At 74.8% G+C, this 11083-nt stretch carries 10 protein-coding genes and 1 pseudogene; 4 read left to right on the forward strand and 7 right to left on the reverse strand.

Annotated elements, in window-relative coordinates; translation table 11 throughout:
- Positions 1-84: 84 nt before the first annotated feature.
- Entirely contained in the window at positions 85-324 is a 240-nt protein-coding gene (locus ACIQUR_RS18300) for a hypothetical protein (RefSeq protein ID WP_403665197.1), read from the forward strand.
- Between the two features lie 92 nt (positions 325-416).
- On the opposite strand, the gene ACIQUR_RS18305 is transcribed toward ACIQUR_RS18300, so the two are convergent.
- From ACIQUR_RS18305 to ACIQUR_RS18325, 5 genes and pseudogenes are all read right to left on the reverse strand, one after another.
- Positions 417-1061, reverse strand: a complete 645-nt coding sequence (locus ACIQUR_RS18305; protein ID WP_403665199.1) for a dihydrofolate reductase family protein — start codon at positions 1059-1061, stop codon at positions 417-419.
- A gap of 161 nt (positions 1062-1222) precedes the next feature.
- Entirely contained in the window at positions 1223-1717 is a 495-nt protein-coding gene (locus tag ACIQUR_RS18310) for a DUF6099 family protein (protein ID WP_403665201.1), read from the reverse strand.
- 162 nt (positions 1718-1879) lie between these two features.
- Positions 1880-2248 carry a nucleotide pyrophosphohydrolase gene (locus tag ACIQUR_RS18315; protein ID WP_403665203.1) on the reverse strand — a complete coding sequence of 123 codons (369 nt, stop codon included), beginning with the start codon at positions 2246-2248 and terminating at the stop codon, positions 1880-1882.
- Positions 2245-3397: pseudogene (locus ACIQUR_RS18320) on the reverse strand (AAA family ATPase). Before ACIQUR_RS18320 ends, ACIQUR_RS18315 begins: the two are co-directional and overlap by 4 nt.
- Before the next feature lie 55 nt (positions 3398-3452).
- Positions 3453-3836 (reverse strand): cell division protein SepF, encoded by a 384-nt coding sequence (locus ACIQUR_RS18325; protein ID WP_403665205.1) that lies wholly within the window; start codon positions 3834-3836, stop codon positions 3453-3455.
- Positions 3837-4168: 332 nt separating this feature from the next.
- On the opposite strand from ACIQUR_RS18325, the gene ACIQUR_RS18330 reads away from it, so the two are divergent.
- Positions 4169-5410, forward strand: a complete 1242-nt coding sequence (locus ACIQUR_RS18330; RefSeq protein WP_403665556.1) for a YncE family protein — start codon at positions 4169-4171, stop codon at positions 5408-5410.
- On the opposite strand, the gene ACIQUR_RS18335 is transcribed toward ACIQUR_RS18330, so the two are convergent.
- Complete coding sequence (locus tag ACIQUR_RS18335) at positions 5386-5760, reverse strand: nuclear transport factor 2 family protein (RefSeq protein ID WP_403665207.1); 375 nt, start codon at positions 5758-5760, stop codon at positions 5386-5388. The two genes, ACIQUR_RS18330 and ACIQUR_RS18335, sit on opposite strands and share 25 nt — an antisense overlap.
- A 177-nt stretch (positions 5761-5937) precedes the next feature.
- On the opposite strand from ACIQUR_RS18335, the gene ACIQUR_RS18340 reads away from it, so the two are divergent.
- A complete protein-coding gene (locus ACIQUR_RS18340; protein ID WP_403665209.1) occupies positions 5938-9036 on the forward strand; it encodes an AfsR/SARP family transcriptional regulator in 3099 nt (1032 codons plus the stop codon).
- A gap of 5 nt (positions 9037-9041) precedes the next feature.
- Here ACIQUR_RS18340 and ACIQUR_RS18345 read toward each other — a convergent pair whose 3' ends face one another.
- Positions 9042-9221 carry a hypothetical protein gene (locus ACIQUR_RS18345; RefSeq protein ID WP_403665211.1) on the reverse strand — a complete coding sequence of 60 codons (180 nt, stop codon included), beginning with the start codon at positions 9219-9221 and terminating at the stop codon, positions 9042-9044.
- Positions 9222-9522: 301 nt separating this feature from the next.
- Here ACIQUR_RS18345 and ACIQUR_RS18350 point away from each other — a divergent pair, with 301 nt between their 5' ends.
- On the forward strand, positions 9523-11052 hold the full coding sequence (locus tag ACIQUR_RS18350) for a helix-turn-helix domain-containing protein (protein ID WP_403665213.1): 1530 nt from the start codon (positions 9523-9525) through the stop codon (positions 11050-11052).
- Positions 11053-11083 lie beyond the last annotated feature (31 nt).

Raw genomic sequence — 11083 nt, forward strand, 5'->3', positions numbered from 1 at the left:
GCCCGGCCCGCGCGCCGGGGCGTTCGCCCGGTGCGTCCACCGCCCCCTTCCCCGTGGGGAGGGGCCCGGGCCGAGGAGGCCGCCATGTCCCAGGATCACGTGCCCGAGCACACCGGACAGGCCGGGCAGGAGCAGACCGTGCCGGCGCAGGGCGGGGCCCCGAAGGGCCTGCTCCAGCAGATGGAGGAGCTGATGGCCGCTCTGAACGCCGACCTCTCGCAGCTCGACGCGGACCTCCAGACGTCCGCGGAGCGCCCCCGGACGGACGCCGTCCCGGTGGACCGCGCGCCCCACGCCGACCGTCCGGCACCGCGTCCCTTCTGAGACGGCCCGGGCCCGGACCGCCCGGACCCGGCACCGGCCGTGCCGGGTGCGGCGGGTCCGGGTGCGGCGGGTCCGGGTGCGGGCGGTCCGGGTCACTTGCGCCAGAACAGGTGGTGCACGACGCCGCTCGGGCTGGGGACGGCCTCGTGGTGGAAGCGGTCGAGCAGTTCCTCGGGGGACTCCCAGATCCGGACCCCGGTCCCGAGCTTCACCGGCGAGACCGCCACGTGGAGGGTGTCGACGAGGCCGGCGTCGAGGAACTCCCGGATGGTGGTCGCCCCGCCGCCGAGGCGGACGTCCTTGCCCTGCGCGGCCTCCCGTGCCTGTGCGAGGACGGTGGCCGGGTCGGCGTCGACGAAGTGGAACGTGGTGTCGGAGAGGGTGAACGAGGGCCGGGTGTGGTGGGTCATCACGAACACCGGGGTGTGGAACGGCGGCTCGTCCCCCCACCAGCCCTGCCAGTCGTGGTCGCGCCACGGGCCGCGCTGGGGGCCGAACTTGTTGCGGCCCATGATCTCGGCGCCGATGTTGTGCCCGAAGTCCCGGATGAAGTAGTCGTCCAGGCCGCGGCTGCCGTCCGGGGTGGTGCGCATCGGCCAGCTGGCCGTGGCGCCGGCCCAGGCGAAGAGGGCGCCGGGGTCGACGTGGCCGAAGGGCCGGTCGAGGGTCTGGTCCTCGCCGGCGGCGATCCCGTCGCTGGAGACGGAGAAGTTCTGGACGCGGAGCAGCTGGGTCACGGGTGCCTCCTGAGTGTCGGTGACAGGGGGTGGACTCCCCGGGCCACGAAAACTCATCGGCCGCGCGGCGGCCGGTTCGGCGACGGGACTTCCGGGCGGAGACCGCCCGTCCGGCCGCACCCGTCACCGTCCGGCCCCGGCTGCTGCACCGCCCGCCGCGCTCAGCGGCCCCGGCCCGCCGTGGGCGAGGCGCTGCCGCGCCGGGCTGCGTGGCGGCGCAGCAGCACGCGGACCCGGTCGCAGGAGTGGTCGAGCGTGTCGATGGTCTCGACGATGTGCCAGTACAGGTGGTCGTTCTCCGGTGCGCAGGCGACCGTGGTGAGGGCCCTGACCGTGTCGTCGAGCAGGGCTATGAGTCCGAGGAAGACCTGCCGGAGGTCTTCCATGCCGGAGAGCTGGTCGGCCCGGAGCGGGCCGGTGTCGCCTCCGGGTTCCGGTCCGGGGGCGCGGCGTTCGATCGTCGCGCGGCCCTTGCGTCCCGCGTCGCCGAGGCCCCGGGCCTCCGTTCTGAGTTCGGGCGGTCCGTTGACCGCGAGCCAGCTTCCTATCTCCTGGGCGAGTGCCTGCGCCTGCAGTGCCTCCGCCATGGTGTCCCCCGCCGTCCGGCTCCTTGCCAGAGCGTGACGGCCGGCCGCGATGAGCCGTACCGCATCCATATGCCGTCCCCCGTCCGTACGACATCTTGCTGTCTAGCCACTACCCAGCGTGAGGGCAATGGACCCGTAAAGCCAGGGGTATTCGGAAATCTGTGGACACTCTCGCGGTTGCGGACAAGTCCATCACTCCGAAGAGTGACGATGGGGTGTCGCGGGGGCGTGTCAGGTGTGCTCGGGGCGGTTCTGCCCGGGTTTGGGGAAGCGGGTCTCGTTCCGGTCGATCTTGGCGTCGAGGGCGGCCAGCGGGTCGACGCCGAGCACCTCGCAGAACTGCAGGAGGTAGGCGAGGACGTCGGCGACCTCGTCGGCGACGCGGTGGGCGCGGTCCGGGTCCTCCATGACGCGGGCGGACTGCTCGGGCGTCAGCCACTGGAAGATCTCGACGAGTTCGGAGGCCTCGACACTGAGCGCCACGGCCAGGTTCTTGGGCGTGTGGTAGGGCTCCCAGTCGCGGGACCGGGCGAACTCCTTGAGGCGGCGGCTCAGCTCGTCGAGGGACGGCGGGGCGGGCCGGTCGGCTGCGTCTGTCACGGGGTCAGGTCTACCACCGACACGCCGGGGACCCGGCGGGCGGCCCCGGCCGCGCCGTCGCCCACGGTGCCGGTCAGCCGGAGGTGGCCGCGGGCGCAGGAGAGGAGGGCCAGGCGGAGGAGTTCGGCGGTCTGGCGGGTGTCGAGGGAGCGGTCCAGGCCGTCGGCGAGGACGGTGAGGGCCTGCTGGGCGGGGAGGAGTTCGGCGGCGGGGTCCATGGCGAGCACGCCGGGGCCGGTGAGCAGCACGAGTGCGAGGCCGAGGAAGCGGAGTTCGCCCTGGCCGAGGCGGCCGAGGGGGGTGGCGGCGCCGGGACCGCGGTGGAGTTCGGCGACGGTGCGGCCGTCGGAGAGGGCGCGGGCGGCGAGGTCGGCGACGGGGCCGGCGCATCCGGTGCGGGCGGCGCGGACGAGTGCGGCGTGCCGGGTGGCGCATTCGCCGCGGGTGCGGTGCAGGACGTCGGCGAGGTTGGCGCAGTCGCCGTGGAGGCGGCCGCCGGCGGCGGTGACGGGGGCGCGCATGCGGTCGGGGCGGGGGTCGCAGGCGAAGACGGAGCGGAGGGCGACGACGACCTGTTCCGCGGCGGCGAGGACGCGGCGCTGGCCTTCGGTGCTGCCGGCCACGCGCAGGGGCAGCAGGGCGGTGCCGAGCCGGTCGTCGGGGAGGGGTTGCGCGGGTGACGCCGGCGGTGCCGCCGGTGAGCCAGGCGGCCTGGACGGTGCGGCGGCCGGGGTCGCGTAAGGCGGTGGTGAGGAGGATCCGGCCGTCGGCGGTGAGGCGTTCGCCGACGATGCGGAGTTCGGGTTCCGCCTGGACGGCGAGGTCGAGGCGGGCGGGGCCGGCCGGGCCGTCGACGGTGCAGCCGATGCGGAAGCCGCGGCGGCCCTGGGCGTCGGGGGCGGCGCCTTCGGGCACGCAGGAGACGGGGTCGGGGAAGACCTCGGCGACGGACCGGCCCGAGGCGAGGTGCGCCAGGCGGGCGTGGGCCTCCAGGGCGGTGGACTTGCCGCTGCCGCTGGGGCCGGCGAAGAGGGTGACGGGGCCGAGGGGGTAGGCCGCGCCGCGGTGGGAGCGGTAGGCGGAGAGGCGGAGTTCGGCGACCGCGGGGCGGGAGTGCGCGGGAGTGGCGTGTGCGGGGGTGGCGTGCATGCGCCGGACGCTACGCACCCCGTCCCGGGGCGAACCGTTCCGTCGTGGGGCCTTCCTACGTTTGGGGGATGGCGGCGGCGATGCCCTCGACCTCGGTGCCCACGGGGGCGAGGAGGAAGACGTTCCGGTCGACCCGGTGCATGCCGCTGCCGAGGCCGAAGACCACGCCGCTGCTGAAGTCGAGGATGCGCTTGGCGACCTCGGTGTCGGCTCCCGTGAGGTCGAGGAGCACGGGGATCTGCGCGATCAGGTACTCGGCCACCTCGCGGGCGTCGGCGAAGACCTGCACGCGCAGGACGACGAACCGCCGCTGCCGCGCGGCGTGGTCGCCGGGGATGGTGCGGTGGTCGACCCGCGACGGCCATTCGTTGCGGCTGCGCAGGGGGACGACCTGGGCGAGCCCCTCCCACTGTTCGTCGGTGACGTCGTACCTGCTCACCGGACCACCTCGGCCCCGCCATTCATGTGCATCCGCCCATCCTCTCGTGTTTCACCCGATCAGCCCAACACCGACACGGGTGGAAGACGCCGGGTTCCGGACGTTCCCGCCCGCGGGGCGGCCGCGAGGGGTCACTGCCGGAGGGGGACGCGGTCAACGTACCCGGTGGAGCGGGCCGGGAACGATCGCGTGAGGTGTCTGGCAAGACTACTGACGGGTCAGTACCTTACCGCCAGGTCATCCGCCACCCGCCGCGTCAGGAGTCGCTCGTGAGTAGCCGTACGCACCACAACTCCCGCTCCCCGTACGTCCGTTCAGGCCGCCGAGCCGGGCTGGCGACCGCGGCCCTGGTGGCCGCGCTGACCCTCGCCGCGCCCTCCCCCGCGTACCCGGCGGAAGCCGCCGGAGCCGGCTCCGGCCTGCGCGAGGTGCTGTTCGTCGGGAACAACTGGGAGGGCACCGCCGACGTGCTGGCGTCCTCCGGCGACCTGGCCAGGATCGGCCGGGTCAACGTCATACCCGACAAGGAGGAGCGGCTCCGGGAGATCTACCTCAACCCGGTGAAGCTCGCGTACTTCCTCGGCGTCCGCAACACCGCCGGCGAGGGCCACGACCAGTTCGTGGACGACATGTACGCCACCCCCGACGGCACCGCGCTCGTCGTGTCCCGGCCCAGCTTCGCGGACGTGGTGTCCCTGGACCTGGCCACCGGCAGGGTCAACTGGCGCTTCGCGGTCTCCGGTTACCGGGCCGACCACATGGCGGTGTCGCCCGACGGCACCCGGGTCGCGGTGTCGGCGTCGACGGCGAACACGGTGCACGTCCTGGACATCACCACCGGCCGGCAGGTCGGCTCCTTCGCCACCGGCGACAAGCCCCACGAGAACGTCTTCACCGACGGCGGCCGGTACCTGTGGAACATGTCCATCGGCGACGTCACCAGCGCACTCGACGCGCCCTGGCTGGACTGGACGAAGGGCGACCGGAAGATCACCGTGGTGGACGCCCGGACCTTCGCCACGGTCCGGGTGATCGACATGCGGTCCCGGCTGGACGCCTTCGGCCGCTCGGACCTGTCCGACGCGGTCCGCCCGGTGGCGTTCACCCCCGACGGCTCGAAGCTGTACTTCCAGGTGTCCTTCTTCAACGGCCTGCTGGAGTACGACGTGGCCGCCGACCGGATCACCCGCTCCAAGACCCTGCCGAAGAACCCCGCCACCAGCGAGGACCGCACCACCTGGGTGAACGACTCCCGCCACCACGGGATGTCCGTGGACCCGGCGGGCGAGAAGCTGTGCGTGGCCGGGACGATGGACGACTACGCCACCGTCCTCGACCGGGCCACCCTCCAGGAGGGGCCGCTGGTGCCGGCGTCGAAGCCGTACTGGGCGACGGTGAGCGGCGACGGCAAGGCCTGCGTGATCTCCGAGAGCGGCGCCGACCGGGTCACCGCCATCGACTTCGCGACCGGCCGGAAGACCGTCTCGGTCCCGGTGGGCGACCACCCGCAGCGCGTCCGCCTCGGCCGCGTTCCGGCCGGCTGGACGGGTCAGGCCGCGGGCGGCGCGAAGTAGTAGCGGCGACAGCCGCGGAGCATGCCCTCCGCGGACAGCGTGAACACGTCGACGAACTCGGACCGTCCGGTGCTCCCCATGGCCACCACGCGGTCGCCCTCGGCGACGATCCGGTGGATGAGGTGGCGCGCGGCCGGCACGAGCCCGTCGCGGTGCAGCCGGACCACCTCGGCGCGCCCGTGTCCGGACGGCGCGTCGGGGCGGTCCAGCTCCACCTGCTCGTGCAGCAGCGACCCGTAACCGTCCAGGTCCCCGCTGTCCAGGTAGTGGTAGGAAAGCCGTACGTGGTCGACGCCCGCGGCGGTGACGAGGCGGCTCGGCGAACGCTGCCCGGTCTGCTGACTGTTCATTTCGTGTCCTCTCCTCCAGCCCTGGACACTCTGCGCCGGAGGCACAACTGCGGACTATCGCCGTCCTATCACCACCACGGAATATCCACACCATGGACAAGCGCACACCTGTTCCGTAAGACTGCTTTTCGAGCCGTCCTCGACCGCCACTCCGCCGTGCCCCGAGCTGGGAGACGCATGACCGAACCTGCCGGCGGGGTGCGCCCTGTCCCGGAACCCCCGGTGTTCCGGATCCTCGGTCCGTTACAGGTCAGCGGCTCGACCGGGCCCGTACGCGTCCCTCCGGGGCGGCAGGAGACGATCCTGGCCGCGCTGCTGCTGGAGGCCAACCGCGTCGTCAGCACCGACTACCTGGTCGACCTCATCTGGGACGACGACCCGCCGGACACCGCCCGCACCCAGGTCCAGATCTGTGTGTCCCGGCTTCGCAAACTCTTCACAAGCGCCGGCATCGACGCGGCCATCACCACCCGGCCGCCCGGTTACGTGCTCCGCGCCGCCGACGACAGCGTCGACGCCGCCGTGTTCGCGCGCGCCGTGGCCGAGGCCCGGCTCATGGAGAAGGAGGGCCGGGCCGCCCACGCCGCGGAACGCCTGCGCGTCGCGGGAGAGTTGTGGCTCGGCTCCTGCCTGGGCGGACTCACCAGCGACACCCTGCGCAGCAAGGCGCTCCAGCTCGACGAGGAACGGCTGACCGCCCTGGAGGCCCGGATCCGGCTGGAGCTGGACCTGGGCCGGCACCACGAACTGGTCGGCGAACTCCAGCTGCTGGTCCACGAACACCCCCTGCGCGAGCGGCTGCGCGGCCAGCTGATGCTGGCCCTCTACCGCTCGGGGCGGCAGGCCGAGGCCCTGGAGGCCTACCGGGTGGGCCGCGAACTGCTGGTGGAGGAGCTGGGGCTGGAGCCCGGCGAGGAGCTGCGGGCCCTGGAGTCGGCGATCCTCTCCGGCGACTCCGCGCTGCGCCGCGGCGGACCGCCGGCCCAGCCCGGTACGGGCTCCCCCGCGCCCGGCGCCGGGAGCCCGGCGCCCGAGGTGCCGGCGGCCGGGGCGCCCGTACCCGCCGTCACCGGACCGGCCGGTCCCGGCGCGGCGGCGGACGGCGGCGAGCCGGAGCCCGCGGCGGCGGCGCCCCGGCCGGCCGAGGTGCCGCGGCAGCTCCCGGCCGACACCGGCGACTTCGTCGGCGACGAGGAGCAGATCCGCACCATCGAGCAGGCGCTGCTGGGCGACGGATCGCGGCGCGCCGTCGGGGTGGCCGTGATCGTCGGCAAGCCCGGCACCGGCAAGTCCACGCTGGCCACGCACGTCGCGCACCGGCTGAGCGACACGCACTTCCCCGACGGGCAGCTGTACTGCGACCTGCGCGGCACCGGCACGCCCGCCACCCCGGCGGAGGTGCTGGGCCGCTTCCTGCGCGCGCTCGGCATCCCCGGCCCGGTGATCCCGGAGACGCTGGACGAGCGGGCCGAGATGTACCGGACGCTGCTGGCCTCCCGGCGGGTGCTGGTGGTGCTCGACGACGCGGCCGCCGAGTCCCAGGTGCGGCCGCTGCTGCCGGGCACCAGCTCCTGCGCGGTGCTGGTGACCAGCCGGGTGCGGCTGACCGGGCTGCCCGGGGCGCACCGGGTGGAGCTGGACGTGCTGGACACCCGGCGGGCGCTGGAGCTGCTGGTCCGGGTGATCGGCGCGGACCGGGTGGAGCGCGAGGGGGTCGCCGCCGAGGCGCTGATCCGTACGGTCGGCGGGCTGCCGCTGGCGCTGCGCATCGTGGCCGCCCGGCTGGCGGCGCGTCCGCACTGGTCCCTGGCGTCGATGGTGCACCGGCTCGCCAACGAGCGGCACCGGCTGGACGAGCTGACGCACGGCGAGATGACGATGCGGGCCAGCCTGTCCCTGACGCACGACGGGCTCGGGCCGGCAGACCGCAGGCTGCTGCGGCTGCTGAGCCTGGCGCAGGGGCCGACGCTGCCGGGCTGGCTGGCGGGGGCGCTGCTGGACGACGACCGGCCGTTCCCCTCGGACCTGCTGGAGCCGCTGGTCGACGTGCAGATGCTGGACGTGGTGGGGGTGGAGAGCACCGGCGGGTTCCGCTACCGCTTCCACGAGATCATCCGGGTGTTCGCGCGCGAGCAGCTGGCCGCCCACGACGAGCCGGCGGTACAACGGCAGGCGCTGGAGCGGATGTTCGGCGGCTGGCTGGCGCTGGCGGAGACCGCGCACCGGCGGATCTACGGCGGGGACTACACCGTGCTGCACGGCGCGGCGCCGCGCTGGCGGCCGCCGGAGCCGGTCGTGGACGAGCTGCTGGTGGACCCGCTGGAGTGGCTGGACAGCGAGCAGGCCAACCTCTGCCAGGTCGTGGAGCACGCGGCGGCCGAGCGGATGGACGAGCTGTGCTGGGACCTGGCCACCACCCTGGTCACGCTCTTCGAGGTGCGCGGCTACCACGACCACTGGGAGCGCACGCACCGGCTGGCGCTGGACGCCGTACGCCTGGCCGGGAACAAGCGGGGGACGGCGGCGCTGCTCAGCTCGCTGGGCTCGCTGTACCTCAGCCGCAGCCAGTACGAGGATTCGAGGGCCTCGCTGGAGTCCGCGCTCGGCCTGTTCCTGGAGCTCGACGAGCCGGGCGGGCTGGGCCTGTGCCGGCGGGACCTGGCGCTGCTGGAGCGGATGCGCGGCAACGACGAGCGGGCGCTGACGCTGTACGACCGGGCGCTGAAGGACTTCGACCTGGCGGGCGACGTGGTGGGGCGGGCGATCGTGCTGACCCAGAGCGCGCACGTCTTCATGCGGCGGGGCGGGACGATGACCGCGCAGGGCCAGCTGGACGAGGCGCTGGCCATCTACCGTTCCGTCGGCTACACGGGCGGTCTCGCCCGGACGCTGCGGCGGGTGGGCCAGCTGATGCTGAGCCAGGGGGAGCACGAGCAGGCGGTGCGGACCCTCACCGAGGTGCTGGAGCTGTGCCGGAAGAGCGGCGACGTGATCGGCGAGGGGCATCTGCTGCGGGATCTCGGCCAGGCCCTCGCGGCGATGGGCCGGGTCGGCCAGGCCCGGGATTTCCTCGACCGGTCCCTGGAGGTGCGGGAGCAGATCATGGACCATGCGGGTGCGGCGCTGGTCCGGCTGGACCTCGCCCGGCTGCTGGGGCGGACCGGGGAGCGTTCCCGGTCGCGGGATCTGCTGGAGTCCGCGGCGCAGGCCTTCCGGGACCGGAGCATGGCACGTGAACTGCGCGAGGCGGAGCTGCTGCTGGAGGCGGCGGGCTGAAGGGGTCAGTCCCAGGGGTTGTTGTCGTTGGTGGCGGTGGGGGTCGGCTGGACCTGGGTCTGGGCGGGGGCCGGGCCGGTGCCGGCCTCCGCGCCGTCGGCCTGCGCGGCCTGGGCGCCGAGCGCGGCGGCGCCGGCGATGACGACGGTGACGACGGCGGCGCGGAGGGCCTTGGCGAGGTTCATCTTCAGCTTCCCTTCGTCGTGGGCGTCTGCCCTGGTGAGGGGCCCTTCCGGGCTCCTCGTTCCTTGTGGGCACCACGTTAGGAAGAGCCGGAATCCCCGCACCGTCCGCGCGCCTATCGCGGCGCTATCACCGGTCCCGGCCGGCGGGGGCGCGGGGCGCGGCGTGATAGCGGCCGGCCGTCCGTGATAGCGGCCCGGCGGCCGGGCGATAGGGGCCGGCGGCGGGGCGGTGTGTGCGGTGATGCCTGGCGGATAGCGCGCTGCCGACGATGGGAACCCACGACGACGTGGGGAGTACGAGATGACCATCACCGGCCCTGTCGCCCCGGAGCGGGACGCCTCCCACCAGGGGGTTTCCCCGCAGGGGTCCGACCGGCAGGAGACCTCGCAGCTGGGCGCGCTGATCCGCCGGCACCGGCTGCGGATCGGGCTGACCCAGCGGGAGCTGGCCGATCTGTCCACCATCAGCGTGCGGGCCATCCGCGACCTGGAGCAGGGCAAGGCGAGAAGGCCCAGAACGGACACCGTCCGGCTGATCGCCGACGCGCTGCGGCTGGGGCCGCGGGCGCGGGCCGCTCTGGAGGGGGCGGCGCAGCAGGGCCGGGGCGGCTGGGGGGCGGTGAAGTCGGGGTTCGACGCGGAGCCGGCGGCGCCGCCGACCGCCCTGCACCCGCTGGTGGGCCGGGAGGCGGAGACCGAGGTGCTGGTCCGGGAGCTGGGGTCGGCGGCCGAGCGGCTGGTGAACCTGGTGGGGCTGAGCGGCGCGGGCAAGACCCGGCTGGCGCTGGAGGTCGCGGAGCGGCTGCACGGTGCGGGCGTCCCGGTGCTCTGGTACGCGTTCCCCGGCGCGGTACGGGACTACCTCGACCCGACGGGGCCGGAGCTGGCCGCCCTGCTGGGCGACTGCGCGGAGGCGCTGTTCGGACCGGCGGGCGGGGCGGGGGCCGGCGGTGCGGCCGGGCGGGCTGTCCCGTACGGCGGGGTCGGCGGCCCGGACGGGGGTGCCGGCGGCCCGGACCGGGGTGCCGGTGGGGAGCGTGCCGGGGCGGCCGGGTCGGGCGGGGTGTGTGGCCTCGCCGAACTCGTCGGTGACCGGCCGGTGCTGCTGGTCCTCGACGGGGCCCCCGAGCACGGGCCGCGCTTCGACCGGCTGACCCGGCTGCTGCGCGAGTGCCCGGGGCTGCGGCTGCTGGTCACCGCGGAGCAGCCGTGGGAGGTGCCGGGCGAGCGGACCTTCGTCCTGGGACCGCTGGAGGTGCCGGCGCCGGACGCCGCCGGGGAGGCGGTCGCGGCGGCCGCCGCGGTGCGGGTCTTCCTGGGTCACGTGCGGCGCGTACGGCCGGAGTTCGACGCCGCCGGCGAGGACCTGCTGCTGGCCGCCGAGGTGTGCCGCCGGCTGGACGGGCACCCGATGGCGCTGGGGGCGGCCGCCTCCTGGCTGGCCGTCTGCGACCTGCGCACGCTGCGGGACTGCCTGGAGGGGGATCCCGCGCCGTTCCTCGACCACCTCGCGGGCGGTGACGGGGGGCGCCGCTTCCGGGACGCCCTGCACCGCCGGCTGCTGCGGCTGCCGGCCGGCCACCGCTCGCTGCTGGCGGCCCTGCGCGCCGTGCCCGAGGGGGACTTCGGGCTGCCGGACATCGTGCGGCTCACCGGGGCGGGCCTGGCGGACTGCGGCCGGATGGTGCGGGACCTGCTGGTCTGCGGGGCGCTGCGGTCCACCCACGAGACCGGCCGCTCCGTGTTCCGGGTGCCGCACCTGGTCCGCGCCTTCCACCCGGACGCCGCCCCCGGCACCCTGCCCGCGGCGGCGGCCGGAGTGCCCGCCTGAGCGGCGGCCGGGGGGCACCACCGCCCCCGAG

The organism is Streptomyces sp. NPDC101132 (assembly GCF_044759225.1).
Lineage (GTDB): Bacteria > Actinomycetota > Actinomycetes > Streptomycetales > Streptomycetaceae > Streptomyces.

What these genes read in the sequence shown, in the direction of transcription:
- ACIQUR_RS18300 (WP_403665197.1), top strand. Translation starts at nt 85, where the DNA reads ATGTCCCAGGATCACGTGCCCGAGCACACCGGACAGGCCGGGCAGGAG.
- ACIQUR_RS18335 (WP_403665207.1), bottom strand. Translation starts at nt 5,760, where the DNA reads ATGAACAGTCAGCAGACCGGGCAGCGTTCGCCGAGCCGCCTCGTCACC.
- ACIQUR_RS18310 (WP_403665201.1), bottom strand. Translation starts at nt 1,717, where the DNA reads ATGGATGCGGTACGGCTCATCGCGGCCGGCCGTCACGCTCTGGCAAGG.
- ACIQUR_RS18345 (WP_403665211.1), bottom strand. Translation starts at nt 9,221, where the DNA reads ATGAACCTCGCCAAGGCCCTCCGCGCCGCCGTCGTCACCGTCGTCATC.
- ACIQUR_RS18350 (WP_403665213.1), top strand. Translation starts at nt 9,523, where the DNA reads ATGACCATCACCGGCCCTGTCGCCCCGGAGCGGGACGCCTCCCACCAG.
- ACIQUR_RS18340 (WP_403665209.1), top strand. Translation starts at nt 5,938, where the DNA reads ATGACCGAACCTGCCGGCGGGGTGCGCCCTGTCCCGGAACCCCCGGTG.